Source organism: Actinomycetospora termitidis (genome assembly GCF_030286555.1).
Taxonomy (GTDB): domain Bacteria; phylum Actinomycetota; class Actinomycetes; order Mycobacteriales; family Pseudonocardiaceae; genus Actinomycetospora; species Actinomycetospora termitidis.
In genome coordinates, this window is the sequence record NZ_JASVWF010000004.1 from 493,060 (window position 1) to 510,052 (window position 16,993).

At 75.8% G+C, this 16,993-nt stretch carries 14 protein-coding genes; 2 read left to right on the forward strand and 12 right to left on the reverse strand.

Features of this window, described 5'->3' with window-relative positions; all coding sequences use genetic code 11:
* Nucleotides 1-134: 134 nt before the first annotated feature.
* Both QRT03_RS20590 and QRT03_RS20595 read left to right on the forward strand, forming a co-directional pair.
* Complete coding sequence (locus QRT03_RS20590; protein WP_286054899.1) at nt 135-1,379, forward strand: MFS transporter; 1,245 nt, start codon at nt 135-137, stop codon at nt 1,377-1,379.
* Nucleotides 1,376-2,965, forward strand: a complete 1,590-nt coding sequence (locus QRT03_RS20595) for a thiamine pyrophosphate-dependent enzyme (RefSeq protein ID WP_286054940.1) — start codon at nt 1,376-1,378, stop codon at nt 2,963-2,965. The genes QRT03_RS20590 and QRT03_RS20595 overlap by 4 nt, the downstream gene beginning before the upstream one ends.
* On the opposite strand, the gene QRT03_RS20600 is transcribed toward QRT03_RS20595, so the two are convergent.
* The 12 genes from QRT03_RS20600 to QRT03_RS20655 all read right to left on the reverse strand — a co-directional run bounded on the left by QRT03_RS20600 (nt 2,962) and on the right by QRT03_RS20655 (nt 15,851).
* Complete coding sequence (locus tag QRT03_RS20600) at nt 2,962-4,128, reverse strand: acyl-CoA dehydrogenase family protein (RefSeq protein WP_286054900.1); 1,167 nt, start codon at nt 4,126-4,128, stop codon at nt 2,962-2,964. The two genes, QRT03_RS20595 and QRT03_RS20600, sit on opposite strands and share 4 nt — an antisense overlap.
* A gap of 8 nt (nt 4,129-4,136) precedes the next feature.
* Entirely contained in the window at nt 4,137-5,000 is an 864-nt protein-coding gene (locus tag QRT03_RS20605) for a site-specific tyrosine recombinase XerD (RefSeq protein ID WP_425604876.1), read from the reverse strand.
* A gap of 171 nt (nt 5,001-5,171) precedes the next feature.
* Nucleotides 5,172-5,849, reverse strand: a complete 678-nt coding sequence (locus tag QRT03_RS20610; protein WP_286054902.1) for an NUDIX domain-containing protein — start codon at nt 5,847-5,849, stop codon at nt 5,172-5,174.
* Nucleotides 5,850-5,854: 5 nt separating this feature from the next.
* The gene (pyrG, locus tag QRT03_RS20615; protein ID WP_286054903.1) at nt 5,855-7,675 is read right to left on the reverse strand and encodes a CTP synthase; all 1,821 of its coding nucleotides are present in this window, start codon (nt 7,673-7,675) and stop codon (nt 5,855-5,857) included.
* Nucleotides 7,676-7,738: 63 nt separating this feature from the next.
* On the reverse strand, nt 7,739-8,659 hold the full coding sequence (locus QRT03_RS20620) for a copper transporter (protein WP_286054904.1): 921 nt from the start codon (nt 8,657-8,659) through the stop codon (nt 7,739-7,741).
* Complete coding sequence (gene steA, locus QRT03_RS20625) at nt 8,656-9,873, reverse strand: putative cytokinetic ring protein SteA (RefSeq protein WP_425604871.1); 1,218 nt, start codon at nt 9,871-9,873, stop codon at nt 8,656-8,658. Before steA ends, QRT03_RS20620 begins: the two co-directional genes overlap by 4 nt.
* Before the next feature lie 170 nt (nt 9,874-10,043).
* Complete coding sequence (recN, locus tag QRT03_RS20630; RefSeq protein WP_286054906.1) at nt 10,044-11,906, reverse strand: DNA repair protein RecN; 1,863 nt, start codon at nt 11,904-11,906, stop codon at nt 10,044-10,046.
* Nucleotides 11,907-12,009: 103 nt separating this feature from the next.
* Nucleotides 12,010-12,915 (reverse strand): NAD kinase, encoded by a 906-nt coding sequence (locus tag QRT03_RS20635; protein WP_286054907.1) that lies wholly within the window; start codon nt 12,913-12,915, stop codon nt 12,010-12,012.
* Nucleotides 12,916-12,935: 20 nt separating this feature from the next.
* Nucleotides 12,936-13,757 (reverse strand): TlyA family RNA methyltransferase, encoded by an 822-nt coding sequence (locus QRT03_RS20640; RefSeq protein WP_286054908.1) that lies wholly within the window; start codon nt 13,755-13,757, stop codon nt 12,936-12,938.
* 4 nt (nt 13,758-13,761) lie between these two features.
* Nucleotides 13,762-13,971, reverse strand: a complete 210-nt coding sequence (locus tag QRT03_RS20645; RefSeq protein ID WP_286054910.1) for a hypothetical protein — start codon at nt 13,969-13,971, stop codon at nt 13,762-13,764.
* Nucleotides 13,972-13,986: 15 nt separating this feature from the next.
* Nucleotides 13,987-15,012, reverse strand: a complete 1,026-nt coding sequence (locus QRT03_RS20650; protein WP_286054911.1) for an HAD-IIA family hydrolase — start codon at nt 15,010-15,012, stop codon at nt 13,987-13,989.
* The gene (locus QRT03_RS20655) at nt 15,009-15,851 is read right to left on the reverse strand and encodes a hypothetical protein (protein WP_286054912.1); all 843 of its coding nucleotides are present in this window, start codon (nt 15,849-15,851) and stop codon (nt 15,009-15,011) included. Before QRT03_RS20655 ends, QRT03_RS20650 begins: the two co-directional genes overlap by 4 nt.
* Nucleotides 15,852-16,993: the final 1,142 nt, after the last annotated feature.

Sequence of the window (16,993 nt, forward strand, 5' to 3'; positions counted from 1 at the left end):
GTTTCCGTCGGACGCCCGTGAGCACGACCCGGTGCGTTTCCGCTCAGTGAGAGCGACCGGTGACCACGCCGCGTGACCCCACCCATACTCCGCCGACGGCGCGACAGGGGTGTCGGGCCAGGAAGGTGACCGTGATGACGAATCCGTCCTCGACCTGGGTGCGCTGGCTCGCCTGGTCGGCCGTCGCGCTCGAGGGCTACGACCTGGTCGTCCTCGGCGTCGTCATCCCGGTCCTGCGCCGCGACCCGTCGTTCGGGGCGAGCGCGGCCGCCCTCACCACCGTGACCACGGTCGGGCTCCTCGGCGTGATGGTGGGCGCGCTCGCCGTCGGGCCGGTGTCCGACGTGTGGGGCCGGCGCCGCACCGTCGTCGTCTGCGTCCTCGCCTTCTCGATCCTCGGGGCCGCGTGCGCCCTGGCCACCGGCCCGGTCAGCCTGGGCGTGCTGCGCTTCCTCGCCGGGGTCCCGCTCGGCGGGGTGCTCCCGGTCGCGCTCGCCATGACCGCCGAGCACGCCCCGCCACGGCGCGGGAACAGCGCGACCACGGTCCTCATGACCGGCTATCACGTCGGCGCGGTCGCCGCGTCGCTGCTCGGCGCCCTGCTGGTGACCTCGCTGGGCTGGCAGTTCATGTTCGTGGTCGGCGCCGTCCCCGCCCTCGTGCTCGTGCCGCTGATGCTGCGCCGACTGCCCGCGGACACCGCCCCGGTCGCCCGCGAGTCCGGGCCCACCGCCCGCCGGAACCCGGTCGGCGACCTGTTCCGCGGCGGCTTCGGGGTGGCCACGGTCGCCTTCTGGGTCGCGTCCTTCATGGGCCTGCTGCTGGTCTACGGGCTCAACACCTGGCTGCCGGAGATCATGCGGCTGGCCGGCTACGAGCTGACGCAGGCACTGTTCCAGCTGCTCGCCCTCAACGTCGGCGCCGTCATCGGCCTGCTGATCGGCGGCCGTGTCGCCGACCGGGTCGGGGTCCGGCCCGCGACGATCGCCTGGTTCGCGGTGGCCGCGGTGTTCCTCGCGCTGCTCTCGATCCCGCTGCCCGGCGCCACGGTCTACGTCGCGATCCTGCTCGCGGGCGTCTTCGTGTTCTCCTCGCAGGTGCTGGTCTACGCCTGGGTCGGGCGCATCTACCCCGCCGCCGTCCGCGGGACCGCGCTCGGCTCCGCCAGTGGCGTCGGCCGCCTCGGCGCGATCTCCGGGCCGGCGTTCACCGGGGCGCTCGTCGCCGGTGGCGTCGCCTACCCGTGGGGCTTCTACTTCTTCGCGCTGGTCGCCGCCCTGGGCGCCGTCGCGGTGGTGTTCGTCCGCCGCACCGAGCCGGCCGGTGACCTCGAGGGCCCGTCCGCCGCCGCCACAGCGCCCGACCGGGCGGCGTCCTGAGCACGGTCCGCGAGGCCGCGTTCGACGTCCTGCGCCGCCGCGGCCTCGACCGGATCTTCGCCAACCCGGGCTCCACGGAGATCACGCTCCTCACCGACCTCCCGGACGACCTCGACTTCGTGCTCGCCCTGCACGAGGGCTCGGTGGTCGGGCTGGCCACGGGCTACGCGACGGCCACCGACCGGCCCGCGCTCGTCGTCCTGCACACCACTGCCGGGCTGGGCAACGCGGTCGGCGCGCTCGCGACCGCCCGCGTCAACCGGACCCCGCTCGTCGTCGTGGTCGGGCAGCAGGACCGCCGCCACCTCGCGTCGCGGCCGTTCCTCACCGGCGACCTCGAGGGGCTCGCCGGCTCCTACCCGGTCTGGACGTCGGCCCCGGTGCGCCCGCAGGACGTCCCCGGCGCGATCGACCGCGCCGTCCACGAGGCGCTGACCGCCCGCGGACCCGCCGTCGTGATGGTCCCGAGCGACGACTGGGGCGCCGAGGCCGACCCCCGCGCGCTGCCCTCCCCCGCCCTCGTCCGCCGCGGATCCCTTCCCGACGAGGGGTCGGTGCGGGAGCTGGCGGCCCTGGTCGCCGGCGCCCGGTCACCGGCGCTCGTCGTCGGCGCCGACGCCGACACCCCCGCCGCCTGGGCCGCGCTCGTGGAGCTGGCCGAGCGGCTCGGGGTTCCGGTCCGGCAGGAGGCGTTCGCCGCCCGCGCCGGCTTCCCGCAGGACCACCCGCTCTTCGCCGGGCACCTGCCGCCGGAACGCGCCGCGCTGCGGTCGGCCCTCGCCGGCCACGACCTGCTGCTCGTCGTCGGCGCCCCGGTCTTCCGGCAGTACCAGTTCTCCCCCGGCGAGCTCGTGGAACCGGGCACGACGATCGCGCTGGTCTCCGACGACGCCGAGGACGTCCACCACAGCCGCGCCGACCTGGCCGTGCTCGCCGACCCGGCCGCGACGGTCTCCGCGCTGACGGCCGCGCTGCCGTCCCTCCCCACCCCGCGTGAGGGGAACCCTCGGGCCACTGGAGCGACCGAGGGTTCCCCTCACGCGGCGGGATCCGGCCCGCTCGACGCCCCGACCGTGTTCGTCGAGCTCGCCCGGCGCCTGCCGGCGGACGCGGTCGTCGTCGAGGAGACGCCGTCCTCGCGCCCGGACCTGCACCGGCTCGTCCCGGCCCGCGCCCCGCTCGGGTTCCTCTCCGCGGCGCAGGGTGGGCTCGGCTTCGGGGTGCCGGCCTCGATCGGGGTGAAGCTCGGGGCGCCCGACCGGCCGGTGGTGGCCGTCGTCGGGGACGGCTCGACCCTCTACGGCGTCCAGGCGCTCTGGACCGCGGCCCACTATCGGATCGGCGTGCTCGTCCTCGTCATGGACAACGGCCGCTACGCGATCATGGACCGCCTGGCCACGGAGGCCGGGGGCAAGGCGCCGTGGCCGGGCTTCGGCGAGGTGGACGTGGCGACGCTCGCGACCGGGCTCGGCTGCGAGGCCCGGCGGGTGGGCACCGTCGCCGAGCTCGGCGCGCTCCTCGACGACGTGGTGCCCGGGCTGCCGGGGCGCCGGGAGCCGCTCGTGGTGGTCTGCTCGCTGCGCTAGTACGACCGCTCCAGCCCGAGCACGCTCTGGGCCAGGTAGTTCAGCACCATGGCCTGCGGCAGCGGGGCCAGGCGCTGCAGCCGCGCCTCCCGGAAGTAGCGCTCGACGTGGTACTCCTCGGCGTAGCCGAACCCGCCGTGGGTCTGCACCGCCGTGTCCGCGGCGAAGAAGCCGGCATCCGCGGCCACGAACTTCGCGGTGTTCGCCGCCTCCCCCGCAGGCTCGCCCCGGTCGACCGTCCACGCCGCCTCCCGCACCACCAGGGACGCGGCGTGCAGCCGGGCGTGGGCCTCCGCCAGGGGGTGCGCGACGGCCTGGTTGGCCCCGATCGAGCGTCCGAACACCCGGCGCTCCTGCGCGTAGGCCACGGCCCGGCGCAGCGCCGCCCGCCCGGTCCCGAGGGCCTCGGCGGCGATCAGCACCCGCTCGGCGTTGAGCCCGTCGAGCAGGTATCGGAAGCCCTGGCCCTCCTCGCCGACGAGGTCCTCGGCCGCCACCTCGAGGCCGTCGTAGGCCACCTCGCACGAGGCGACGGCGTTGCGGCCCATCTTGGGGATCGGGGTGATCGTGACGGCGGGATCGCGCAGGTCGGCGAGCAGCAGCGACATCCCGTCCGTCCGGCGGGCGCACTTCCCGTCGGGCGTGGTGCGCACCAGCAGCAGCACCTTCTCCGACTCCAGCGCCTTCGACGTCCACACCTTGCGCCCGTGGACGCGGTAGACGTCGCCGTCGCGCTGCGCCCGTGTCGTGATCGCGGTGGTGTCCAGGCCCGCGTCGGGTTCGGTGACCCCGAATGCGACGTGCAGGTCCCCGGTGGCGACCCGCGGCAGGTAGCGGGCCCGCATGGCCTCGGACCCGTACAGCACCACCGGGTGCATGCCGAACACCGACATGTGGATCGCGCTCGCGCCGTTCATGCACGCCCCGGAGGCCGCGACCTCCTCCAGGACCACCGCGGCGGCCGCGATCCCCTGGCCACCGCCGCCGTACTCCTCCGGGATCGCGATCCCGACCCACCCTCCGGCGGCCATGGCCTCGTAGAACGCCCAGGGGAAGGCGTGGTCACGCTCGCAGGTCGCCCAGTAGTCGTCGTCGAACCGGGCGCAGAGGTCCCGCACGGCCTCCCGGATCAGCCGGTGGTCCTCGGATTCGGTGAAGTCCACGGTGGACGCTAACCCGCTCGCGCCCGCGGGTGCGAGGTCGCGTAGACCTCCCGGAGCCGGTCGACCGTGACCATCGTGTAGATCTGCGTCGTGGTCACCGACGCGTGCCCCAGCAGCTCCTGCACCACGCGCAGGTCGGCCCCGCCGTCGAGCAGGTGGGTCGCGAACGAGTGCCGCAGGGTGTGCGGCGAGATCTCCGCGGTGATCCCGGCGAACTCGGCGGTCTCGCGCAGCACGTTCCACGCGCTCTGCCGCGACAGCCGTGCCCCCCGGGCGTTGAGGAACAGCGCCGGCGTGCCCCGCCCCCGCATCGCGAACCCCGGCCGCGAGCGCACCCGGTAGGCCTCCAGCGCCGCCAGCGCCGGGCGACCGATCGGCACCAGCCGCTGCTTGCCGCCCTTGCCCGAGAGCACGACGGTGCGCTGCTCGGCGTCCACGTCGTCGACGTCGAGGCCCACGACCTCGCTGATCCGCGCGCCCGTGGAGTAGAGCAGTTCGAGCAGCGCCCGGTCCCGCACGCCGCGCGGGTCGTCCTCCGGGGGCGCCTCGAGCAGCCGCGTCACCGTGTCCACGTCGAGTGCCTTCGGCAGCTTGCGCGGCGGCGCGGGCGGGTGGACCTCGGCGGCGACGTCGACCGCCACCTCACCCTCGGCGAGCGCGAACCGGTGCAGCCCGCGCACCGCGACCACCGCCCGCGAGGCACTGGCGGTCGCCAGCGGACGGTGCCCGTCCTCCCCGGTCCGCAGCGCCGTCAGGAAGGCCCCGACGTCGGTCGCGGTCACCTCGGCGAGGTCGCCGCGGTCGCGGGCCGTGAGGTGCTCGACGTAGCGGGTGAGGTCGCGCCGGTAGTTCGTCAGCGTGTGCACGGACATCCCGCGCTCGACGTCGAGATGGTCCAGGTAGGTCTGCACGACGTCCCCGGGCTCCACGGGTCCCGACGGTACGGCCGGGCACGGACGCCCGGGCCGTGCCGCGCCGCGAGAGGTCCCTCATCGGGCTCCGCTCCCGGCTGCGAGCCCGATGCGGGACCGCTCGTCGCGGACTCAGCCGCGGCGCCGGGCGTACTCCGTCGGCCGGTCGAGCCACGGTGCGTCGACCGGCCGCGGGGTGAACCGTCCCGCGACGACCTCGGCCGCCGCGAACACCCCGGCGATGCACGGCCCGTTGACGACGTCGCCGGACATCGCGCCCGTGACCAGGTCGTCCAGCGGTACGCGGCGCACCACCAGGTCGGCCTCCTCGTCGTCGCCGCTCGCCGGGCGGTCGACCTCGCGGAGCCCGCGGGCGAGGAACACGCGGACGGACTCGTCGGCGAATCCGGGACAGCCCACGACGTCGACCAGCGTCGACCAGTCGTCGGCCTCGATCCCGACCTCCTCGACCAGCTCCCGCTTCGCGGCCTCGACGGGGGCCTCCTCCGACCCGCCGTCGAGCAGGCCGGCCGGCATCTCCCAGATCCGCCGCCCGATCGCCGGCCGGTACTGGTAGATCATGACGAGTCGGTCCTCGTCGTCCAGCGCGGCGATCGCGACCGCCCCGTAGTGCTCGACCTTCTCCCGCGTCGCGATCCGCCCACCGGGCATGCGCACCCGGTCGCCGCGCAGCGCGAAGATCGCACCCTCGTAGAGCACGTCGGAGTCGACGACGTCGAACGTGTGCGGCGGGTGACCGCCGTGCGGGTCGCGCAGCGAGTCCGGGGTCTCCGGCCGGCGCGGCTCCACCGCACTCACCGGGTGGCCGACTCGGGGACGCGCACGTCGCCGGGCTCCGACGACGGATCGGTGCCCACCGCGTCCCCGCCGCTCGCGGCCGGGTCCGCGGCGTCGGACGTGTCCTCGGTGTCCTGGCCCCCGAAGAGCCGCGACGACGCGTCGTGCCGCAGCGCCGCGGCGACGAAGGCCGCGAACAGCGGGTGCGCCCGGGTCGGCCGGGACTTCAGCTCGGGGTGCGCCTGGGTGCCGACGAAGAACGGGTGCGTCGCGCGGGGCAGCTCCACGAACTCGACCAGGGTGCCCTCGGGCGAGGTCCCGGAGAACACCAGGCCGGCCGCGGCGAGCCGCTCCCGGTAGGCGTTGTTGACCTCGTAGCGGTGCCGGTGGCGCTCGGAGACCCGGCCGGTGCCGTACGCGGCCCGCGTGACGGTGTCGGCCGCGAGCACCGCGGGGTAGGCGCCGAGGCGCATCGTGCCGCCCATGTCGCGGTCGCCGGCGACGACGTCGGTCTGGTCGGCCATCGTCGAGATCACCGGGTCGGCCGTGTCGGGGTCGAACTCCGCGGAGTTCGCGTCCTCGATGCCGGCGAGGGCCCGGGCGGCGTGGATGACCATGCACTGCAGGCCCAGGCAGAGCCCCAGCGCCGGGATGTGGTGGCGGCGGGCGTGGTCGAGCGCGCCGATCTTCCCCTCGATGCCGCGCACGCCGAACCCGCCCGGCACCAGCACGCCGTGCACCCCGGCCAGGGCCTTCTCCGCGCCCGACGGGGTCGCGCAGTCGTCGCTGGGCACCCAGCGGATCGCGACCTTCGCGCGGTGGGCGAACCCGCCCGCCCGCACGGCCTCCGTGACCGACAGGTAGGCGTCGGGGAGGTCGACGTACTTGCCGACGATCGCGATCGTCACCGTCTCCGAGGGCTTGTGCACCCGGTCGAGCAGGTCGCCCCAGACCGTCCAGTCCACGTCGCGGAACGGCAGCCCGAGCCGGCGCACCACGTAGGCGTCCAGGCCCTCGGAGTGCAATACGCGGGGGATGTCGTAGATCGACGGCGCGTCCGGGCACGCGACGACGCCGTCCTCGTCCACGTCGCACATCAGGGAGATCTTGCGGGTCATCTCCTCGGGGATGTGCCGGTCGGCGCGCAGCACGAGCCCGTCGGGCTGGATGCCGATGTTGCGCAGCGCCGCGACCGAGTGCTGCGTCGGCTTGGTCTTCAGCTCACCGCTCGGCGCGAGGAAGGGCACGAGCGAGACGTGCAGGAAGAAGCAGTTGTCGCGGCCGACCTCGTGCCGCAGCTGCCGTGCGGCCTCGAGGAACGGCAGCGACTCGATGTCGCCGACCGTCCCGCCGATCTCGGTGATCACGACGTCGGGGCTGTCCGCCGCGGTCGAGCTCCGCTGCGCTGCGTCTCCCCGCCCCTCCCCGCCGTCGCGCATCGCGAGCACCCGCGACTTGATCTCGTCGGTGATGTGCGGGATGACCTGGACGGTGTCCCCGAGGTACTCGCCGCGGCGCTCCTTGGCGATGACGTCGGAGTAGACCTGCCCGGTCGTGACGTTGGCCCGGCCCGAGAGGTCCCGGTCGAGGAACCGCTCGTAGTGCCCGATGTCGAGGTCGGTCTCGGCCCCGTCCTCGGTCACGAAGACCTCGCCGTGCTGGAACGGGTTCATCGTCCCGGGATCGACGTTGAGGTACGGGTCCAGCTTCTGCATCGTCACGCGCAGCCCGCGAGAGGTGAGGAGCTGGCCGAGGCTCGATGCCGTCAGGCCCTTGCCCAGCGAGGACGCGACGCCCCCGGTGACGAACACGTGCTTGGTGGTCCGGGGGTGCTGCACGGAACCTCACCCTAACACCGCTGACCGGGTGACCAGCGCCGACCACCCGTCGGGGGCGGTCGGTCAGGCCGGTGGCGGCGTGCGCTGCGGGAGCGCCGACACGCCGGGCGAGGCGCCGTACGCCCCGGCGCGGCCGCCCGCCTGCTCCGCCGCGGCGAGCACGACGGCGAGCCGACCCGCCGTCGTGCCGACGCCGTCGACGGTGGAGAGCCCACGCAGGGCCTGGTCGGGGCGTGCCGTCGCCACGGCACCGTCCGCCGAGCGCGCCGCGAGCACCGTGCCCGCTCCCCCGTCCCGCACGCCGCCGGCGAGGTGGGCGAGGGTCGTGGCGCGGCCGGCCGCGTCGGGCCCGCTCGCCGCGTCGCCCGCGAGGACCACCGCGAGCTGGGCGGGCGCCGGGGCCGCGCCGGGTGCGAGGAATCCGCCGTCGGCGAGGGCGGTGAACGCCGTCCCGATCTCGGCGGGCGAGCTGGTCGGCCCGCGTCCGGAGGTCACGAGCGACCCGAGCAGCGCCCCGGTGAGGGTGCCGGCGTCGGTGGTCGACGGGAGCTGGACTCCCGCCGGCAGCACGCGGGTGACCAGGCCGCGCAGGGCGTCCGCGCGGTCGGGGGCGAGCGCGGCGTCGGTCAGGGTGAGAGAGCCGGTGACCCGGCCCCCGGCCTGCCCGACGAGTCCGGTGAGTGCTTCCAGGTCCGCCGGGTCGGCTCCGGGCGCGGCGACCACGACGACGGTGCGGCCCGGCAGCGTCCCGCCGACCAGCGACGGCGCGGCCCCGGCCAGCACCCGGTCGGCGGCGGCCTGCTCCGCACGGGCGGTGTCCCGCTCGGCGGTCAGCGTGCCGACCTGACCGGACAGGTCCGCGCGGTCCGTGGACAGCGCCCCGAGCATGGTCTGGGACAGCGACGAGGCTCCCAGGACGACCCCGAGCGCGAGCGCCAGCACGACCGCGCACAGCGAGACGACGTGGTACCGGAACGAGATCATCCGACGACCCCGCGGTAGACCGCCGTCGCCCACTGCGCCACGGCGCGGCCCCCGGTCTCGAGCAGCAGCACCAGCGACGGCCCGGCGCCCAGGGCGAGCGCGGCGACGACCGCGGCGGCGAGGACGGCGACGACGAGCATCACCAGGGTCAGGATCGACACGCGGCTGCGGTACAGGGCGAGCACGGCCGGCGCGTCGACCAGCGTCGGGCCCAGGCGCAGCCGGGTCAGGAACGTCGACGGGATCGAGCCGGAGCGCCCGCGGTCCAGGAATCCTCCGAGGCTGGCGTCGAAGCCCACCGCGACGACGAGGGCCGCGCCGTGGGCGTGCGCGAGCAGCAGCGCCATGTCCTCGGGGTTGGCCGACGACGGGAAGGCGATCGGGTCGACGCCGAGGTCCTGCATGCGGGCCAACCCGGCGACGAAACCGTCCGGGTCCGCGGGGACGACGACGTCGCGGGCCTTCCGGGCGAGCGACGGGTCGAGCTCCGCGACCGTGCCGAGGACGACGGCGGGCGTGTGCCCGGCCTCGCGCAGGGCGTCCGCGCCGTCGCCGACGCCCACGAGGACGGGCTTGTACTCGCGGATGAAGCCGGTGAGCGCGCGGACCTCCTCGGCGGTGCCGGGACCGCCCGCGACCACGACCACCTGCTTGTCGCGCATCGACGTCGAGATCGCCGGGACCCCGACCCCGTCGACGAGCAGCGACCGCTCCCGGCCGAGGAACTCGCTGGTGTTCGCGGAGAAGGCCTCGAGCTGCGCGGCCATGCCCCCGCGGGCCTCGTCGAGCAGGTCGGCGACGGTGTCGCGGTCCTGGGCGAACCCGCGGACCACCTCCCGGTCGCCGACGTGGACGGCGCCGTCGTGCAGCCGCACGGTGGAGCCGTCGGCGAGGTCGGAGAACACGGTCGGGCCGCAGTCGTCGACCAGGGTCACCCCGGCCTCGACCAGGATCTCCGGGCCGAGGTTCGGGTACCGGCCGGAGATCGACGGGGCCGCGTTGACCACGCCGACGACGCCTGCCTCGAGCAGGGCCGTCGCCGTGGCGCGGTCGAGGTCGACCTGGTCGATGACCGCGACGTCCCCGGGGCCGAGGCGGCGCAGGTACGCCGCGTCGTTCGTCCCGCCGGACGCGCCGCGACGTCCGACGCGGGCCGTGCCGCTCACACCGGGGGGCGCCTCCCGGGTCCGGGTCCCACGTCCAGGCCATCGCATGACGTCGATGCTGACGCGCGATCACGATCCGGACACGCCGCCACGCCGACGAACCCCGCACGTCTCACCCGTCCCGGGCGCACCACACACCACAGGAGGGACGGAGACCGGCCGAGCGGGCGCTCCCGGGCGCCCGTCCGGCTCAGCCCGTCCCGCTCAGCCCGTCCCGCTCAGCCCGCCCGGCGCTTCGGCTTGCGCTGACCCCCGCTCTTCGTGCCCTTCGTGATCGGTGTCGGGTCGGGCACGCCGCGCCGGTCCTCCGCGGCGGCCGCCAACAGCTCCTCCGCGTGGGCCCGGCCGGTCTCGGTCTCCTCGGTCCCCGCGAGCATCCGGGCCAGCTCGACCACCCGCTCCGAGTCGTCCAGGGTGCGCACCGAGCTGCGGGTGACGCCCTCGGTGGCCGAACCCTTGTCGACCACGAGCTGGCGGTCGGCGTAGGCCGCGACCTGCGCGAGGTGGGTGACGACGACGACCTGGTGGGTCTCGGCCAGCCGCGCGAGGCGCCGCCCGATCTCCACCGCGGCACGCCCCCCGACCCCGGCATCGACCTCGTCGAACACGAGCGTGGGCACGGTGTCCGCGCCGGCCAGCACCACCTCGACGGCCAGCATCACCCGGGAGAGCTCACCGCCGGACGCGCCCTTGGCGATCGGCAGGGGCGGGGCGCCCGCGTGCGGCGCGAGCAGCAGTTCGACCTCGTCGACGCCGTCCGGGCCCGCGGCGACCCGGCGGCCGTCGATCTCGAGGGAGTCCGCGCCGGCGCTCTCCTTGTGGCCGACCTGCACCTGCACCGTGGCGGCGGCCATCGCGAGCCCGTCGAGCTCCGAGCTGACCGCCTCGGCCAGGCGCGTGGCCGCCTCGGCGCGCACGGCGGTGAGCGCGACGGCCTGCTCGGTGAGCTCCGCGCCCAGCCGCTCGGCCTCCGCGGCGAGCGCCGCGATGGCCTCGTCGGACACGTCGAGCGACTCGAGCCGTTCGCGGGCCGTGTCGGCCCACGCGAGCACGCCGTCGACGTCGGCCGCGTACTTGCGGGTCAGCCCCTTGAGGGCAGCCTGTCGTTCGAGCACCCACGCCAGCCGCTCCGGGTCGGCCTCGAGACCCTCGAGGTAGCCGGAGAGCTCGGCCGCGACGTCGGTCAGCAGCGTCGCCGCCTCGGCCAGGCGCGGCTCGAGCGCGGTGAGCCGCGGGTCGTCGGTGGCGAGCGCACGCCGGGCCTCCGCGACCAGCGCGGTCGCGTCCGGCTCGTCGCCGGTGCCGTCCGGGGGGCCCGCGACCGCGGCCAGCGCCGTGAGCGCCGACGAGCGCAGGTCGTCGACGTCGGCGAGCCGGCGGGCCTCCGCCACCAGCTCGTCGTCCTCCCCGGACCGCGGGTCCAGCGCCTCGATCTCGGTGAGCCCGTGGCGCAGCAGGTCGGCCTCGCGGGCCATCTCCCGGGTCCGCTCCCGCCGGTCGGCCAGCTCGGCGACGGCCGTGCGCCACCGGGTGCGCGTCGACCGGTAGCGCGCCAGCGCCTCGGTGGCCGAGGCGCCGGCGAACCGGTCGAGCACCGCCCGCTGCTCGGCCGGGCGGAGCAGGCGCAGCGCCTCGTGCTGGCCGTGGACGGCGAGCGAGGCGTCGGCGACGTCGGAGAGCACCGTCAGCGGCACCGACCGGCCGCCGAGGTGGGCCCGCGACCGACCGTCGGCGGAGACGGTGCGGGCCGCGATGAGCGACCCGTCGTCGTCGAGGGCGGCGTCGGCGTCCCGGGCGATGCCCGCCGCGTCCCGCGGCCCGTCGTCGGGACCCTCCTCCCCATCCCCCTCGGGGGTGTCGGGCCCCACGGGCAGCACGTAGCGACCCTCCACCACCGCGCGCGACGCCCCACGCCGCACGCGGGAGGAGTCCGCGCGGCCGCCACCCAGGAGGTGCAGCCCGGTGATCACCATCGTCTTGCCGGCGCCCGTCTCGCCGGTCACCGCGGTGAGCCCCGGATGCAGCTCCAGGGTCGCGTCCTCGATCACGCCGAGGCCCTGGATTCTCAGCTCGGAGAGCACGCGATCACTGTAACGACGGGGTCCGACACCCACGGCCGAACACGCCGATCCGAATCGAACAGGTGGTCGAACGGTCGGTGAACCGCGGTGGGAGGCGGGCCGTCTACCGGCGCCCGCGCCAGCCCTGGACCGGCAGTTCGAACTTGCGCACCAGTCGATCGGTGAACGGCTGCACCCGCAGCCGGGCGAGCAGGACCGGGGTCGCGCCCCGTTCGATCTCCACCCGCGACCCCGGCGGCAGGTCGAGCGTCCGCCGCCCGTCGCACACCAGGACCCCGGCGTCGCCCCGGTGCGAGACCTCGAGCGCCACCCGCGACTCCGGGGACACCACCAGCGGGCGGGCGAACAGGGCGTGCGCGTTCGACGGCACGAGCAGCATCGCCTGCACCTCCGGCCACACCACCGGCCCGCCCGCGGAGTAGGCGTAGGCCGTGGACCCGGTGGGCGTCGCGCACAGGACGCCGTCGCAGGCGAACTCGGAGACCGGACGGCCGTCGACCTCGAGCACGACGTCGAGCAGCTTCGCCCAGTTCGTCTTCTCGACGATGGCCTCGTTCAGGGCCCACGTCCGGCCCAGCACCTGTCCGTCCTGGGCGGCCTGCACGTCGACGGTCATCCGCTCCTCGACGCGGTAGGACCGCGCGACGACCGCGTCCAGCACCTCGTCCAGGTCGTCCAGGTCGGCCTCGGCGAGGAATCCGACGTGGCCGAGGTTGATCCCGAGCAGCGGCACCCGCGCCTGCCGGCACAGCTCCGCGGCGCGCAGCAGGGTGCCGTCGCCGCCGAGGACGATGACGATCTCCGCGCCGTTGGCGGCGTCGTCGTCGGGATCGATCCGCCGGGGCCGTTCGTCGGGGTCGAGGTCGTCGAACAGGCCCGCGTCGCTGGAGAACTCGTCGGGCATCACCCGCAGCTGGAAGCCCGCCCGGCAGAGCCGCGACGCCACCGTCGACGCGACCTTCCGCGTCGCCTCGCGCCCGGTGTGCACCACGATCAGCGCGTCCCGCACTCGCTCTCCCGTCGATGACGTCACTGCGGCCCGTTCTCGACCGCCCGGCGCACCCACGCGCCGTCCTCTTCCCCCGTACCCGTTCCGGGCCGCAGCCACAGGAAGTACTCGACGTTCCCCGACGGTCCGGGCAGGGGGCTCGCCGTCACACCGGCCAGCGTGAGGCCCCGCTCGCGTGCGGCGCCAACCACACCCAGCACCGCGTCGACCCGCAGCTCGGGGTCCCGGACCACCCCGCCCGCGCCCAGCCGGTCCTTCCCGACCTCGAACTGCGGCTTCACCATCGGCAGCAGGTCCCCGCCCGGCGCCGTGCACGTCGCGAGCGCGTCGAGCACCAGGCGCAGCGAGATGAACGAGAGGTCCGCGACCACGAGGTCGACCGGTCCCCCGATCTGCTCGGGGGTGAGGGCCCGGACGTTGGTGCGGTCGAGCACCGTCACCCGCTCGTCGGTGCGCAGGGACCACACCAGCTGGCCGTACCCGACGTCGGCCGCCACGATCTCCCGCGCCCCGCGGCGCAGCAGGACGTCGGTGAACCCGCCCGTCGACGCGCCGGCGTCCAGACAGCGCCGCCCGTCCGGGTCCACGTCGAACGCCTCGAGTGCGCCGAGCAGCTTGTGGGCGCCGCGGCTGGCCCAGTCGTCGACCGTCCCGTCCGGCTCCGGGGTGACGACGACGGCCGCGGCGGTCTCGACCGCCGTCGCCGGCTTCGTCGCGACGCTGCCCCCGACCGTCACCCGGCCGTCCGCGATCAGGGCGGCCGCCTGCTCCCGCGAGCGGGCCAGTCCGCGGCGCACCAGCTCCGCGTCCAGGCGCAGGCGTCGGCTCGTCGTGCGGGCCACGGGCTCAGGTTCGGTGGGGGTCGACGGTCGAGCTCCGCGGCGCCGCGTCCGGGGTGTCGACGTCGGCGAGGGCGGCCGCCAGGGCCTCGTGGAGGGCCTCGAACCGGTCGGCGTGCACCATCGGGTCCACCGACGACGTGGCGTCGAGGGTCGCGACGGCGGCCGCGGCCTCGCGCAGCCGCGTCAGCCCGTCGCCGTCCGCACCGTGATCCACGTCCGCCACGCTAGCTCACCGGTCGGCACCGAGGCCGAGCGACGAGAGCACCCGGCGGGCCGCGTCGTCGCCGCCGCGCACCGCGGGTGCCCCGCCCTCGTCGCCGACGGCCTCCCAGTGCGCCGTGCACAGGGCCCGCAGTGCGGCGACGCGGTCCTCCCGGTCGTCGTCGCCGGCGGCCGACGCCGCCAGCTCCAGCGACCCGTCGTCGTGGACCTTCGCGGTCCACCCGTCGTCGGCACCGACCCGGACGGCCTCGACGTCGGCGAGCGCGACCAGGTCGGCCGCGACGTACGTCGGCCGCTGGTCGGAGGGTGCGGCGAGCAGGTCGGCGGCGGTCGAGACCCCGGTCAGCACGAGGAGGGACTCGGCGCCGACCGCGTTCCCGCCCGCGATGTCGGTGTCGAGGCGGTCGCCGACCACCAGCGGCGTCGTCGACCCGACCCGCTCCATCGCCTGCCGCAGCAACGGGGTCGCGGGCTTGCCGGCGACCTGGGGTTCGCGACGGCTCGCGTGGCGCAGTGCCGCGACCATCGACCCGTTCCCGGGCAGCAGCCCGCGCTCGGAGGGCAGGGTGGGGTCGACGTTGCACGCCACCCAGACCGCCCCGCGGGCCAGCGTGAGGGCGGCCTCGGCGAGCTGGCGCCACCCGGTGTCCGGGGAGTGGCCCTGCACGACCGCGACCGGGCCGTCGTCATCGGCCCGGACCGGGGTGAGCCCGACGCCGCGGATCTCGTCGGCGAGCGCCTCGGTGCCGAGCACCAGCACGGGCGCGCCCGGCTCGACCTGTCCGGCCAGCACCGCCGCGCCCGCCTGGGCGCTGGTGACCACGTCCTCCTCGGTGACGGTCAGCCCGAGCTCGGCGAGATGCTCGGAGACCGCGCCGGGAGCCCGGGAGGCGTTGTTCGTGACGTAGGAGACCGTCAGCCCTCGCCCCCGCGCGGCCTCCAGCGCCTCGACGGCACCGGGGATGGCGGCGGGCCCGGCGTAGACCGTCCCGTCCAGGTCGACCAGCAGGGCGTCGTGCCGGTGACCGGTCACGCCTCGTCGCCCCGGGCCGGCGAGGCGCCGGCCTCGTCCGCCGGCGCCTCGGCGTCGTCGATGACGTCGTCGGCCAGGTCGTCGGGGGAGTCGATCGCGTCCTCGTCGGCGTGGTCGGTGGCGTCTTGGTCGGTGCCGTCGTCGTCCGTCGCCACCTCCTCCGCCACCTCGGCGTCGAGCTCACCGGGCGGGGTGTCGACCCCCGCGGCGACGAGCGCGGCCCGCTCCTCGGCGTCGGTCTCGCCCTCGGCGTCGGTCTGGGCGGCGTCGAGGAAGGCGCGGACGGCCTCCTCACGACGCCCGGCCCCGAGCAGCGCCTCGCCGTAGGCGTAGAAGAGCCGGCACGTCCACGGGTCGTCGGTACGGCGCACGTCGAGTTCCGGCACCTGGAGTCCGACGACGGCGGCGGCGAACTCACCGAGGTCGCGGCGGGCGCCGGAGCTGACGATGAGCAGCTCCATCGCCTCGTCGCGCGGCAGGTCGGCCGACTCGGGGCTCCGGGCGATCTCGAGCGCGCGCTCCGGCCGGCCCAGGGCTCGCTCCGCGTCCGCCATGACCGGAACGTGCGGCGCCCCGCCCATGCGGCGGCTCGCTCGCAGCTCGGACAGCGCTTCCGCCCACTCACCGGCGTGGTACGCGGCCAGCCCGCAGGCCTCGCGCACCACCGCCACCCGCGACGCGCGGTGCCGCGCGAACCGGGCGTGGGCGAGGGCGGTCTCGACGTCGTCGTCGAGCAGCTCCCCGACCGCCACGAGGTGGCGCGCCACGTTGTCGGCCAGGTCCTTCGGGAGTCCACGGAGGTCCCGCCGGACCTCGAAGTCCAGCAGGTCCGGCGTCACCTCGTCGGGCAGCGCCGGCTCGCTCGGACGCGGCTGGGCGTCCTGGTGCCGCCGGATCGGACGGTCCTCCGCCCGCTGCGGACGAGGGCCCTCGGCGCGCGGCGCGCTCTCCCGACGGTCGCGCTGCGGCCGACCGTCACGGTCCCGGGGTGGTCCCTGGCGCCGGTCGCCGTCCCGCCGGGGGCCTCCGCGACCTCCGTCGCCGCGAGGTCCACCCTCGCGCGACCCACCGGAGCCTGCGGACCGCCGCGGACCCGAACTCCCGGCGTCGTCTCGCCGTGGTCCGCGGCCGCGCTCACCGCCCTGCCCACCGGCGTCACGGCGGGGTCCGCCCCGACGGTCCTCGCCCCGGTCGGGAGCCGGACCGCCACGACGCTCGTCCCGGCCGCGGGGCGTGCCGCTCCGGGAGTCCTCGGACCGCTCGCGGGATCCGCTCCGTCGATCGTCTCCCCGGTCGCGGCCCGGGCCGCCCGCCCGACGGTCCTCCCACGGTCGACCGGCACCGGACCGACCGCCGCGGTCGGCCGAACCGCGATCGTCGTCGCGGCGCGGACCGCCTCGTCGATCGTCCGTGGGCCTCCCGCCTCCGGAGCGTCCACGGTCTCCCTTGGGACGGTCCGAGCCGGCGTTCGGGACGACGCGTGGACGGTCGTCCCGCTGACGGTCACGACCACTCTCCTGGGAGGGACGCCCGGCACCGGAGCGCCGGTCGTCCCGCGGGCCGCCACCGTCGCGCCCACGGGGGTTCTGATCACGGTAGCCGGCCCGGTCGGAGCCCCATCGCGAAGAGCGACCGCGGTCGTCCGCGCGTCCACCGCGCGCACGGTCGTCGCCGCGAGGAGGACGCCCCGGACGGTCACCGCAGCGCCGGTCTCGGGAGTCGTCGGGCCGGCGGCGGTCCTCCGGGGTGGACGATCGGTCGCCCCGGCCGTCCTGCGGGTCCACGCTCACCGATCGGCCTCCTGACACGACGAAACGGGGCAGGACGTTGTCGTCCTGCCCCGCATCGAATGGCGCCATCGATCAAAACCGATCACGCCGTTCACTCTCGAGATATGACAAAGCTGTGTGGGGGTGGTTGGGTGTTCCGGCGGTGTCCTACTCTCCCACGACCTGGCGGTCGCAGTACCATCGGCGCTGGA

Excerpts from the sequence above, each read along its gene's own strand:
- QRT03_RS20590 (WP_286054899.1), top strand. The coding sequence starts at position 135 with ATGACGAATCCGTCCTCGACCTGGGTGCGCTGGCTCGCCTGGTCGGCC.
- steA (WP_425604871.1), bottom strand. The coding sequence starts at position 9,873 with ATGCGATGGCCTGGACGTGGGACCCGGACCCGGGAGGCGCCCCCCGGT.
- QRT03_RS20620 (WP_286054904.1), bottom strand. The coding sequence starts at position 8,659 with ATGATCTCGTTCCGGTACCACGTCGTCTCGCTGTGCGCGGTCGTGCTG.
- QRT03_RS20605 (WP_425604876.1), bottom strand. The coding sequence starts at position 5,000 with ATGTCCGTGCACACGCTGACGAACTACCGGCGCGACCTCACCCGCTAC.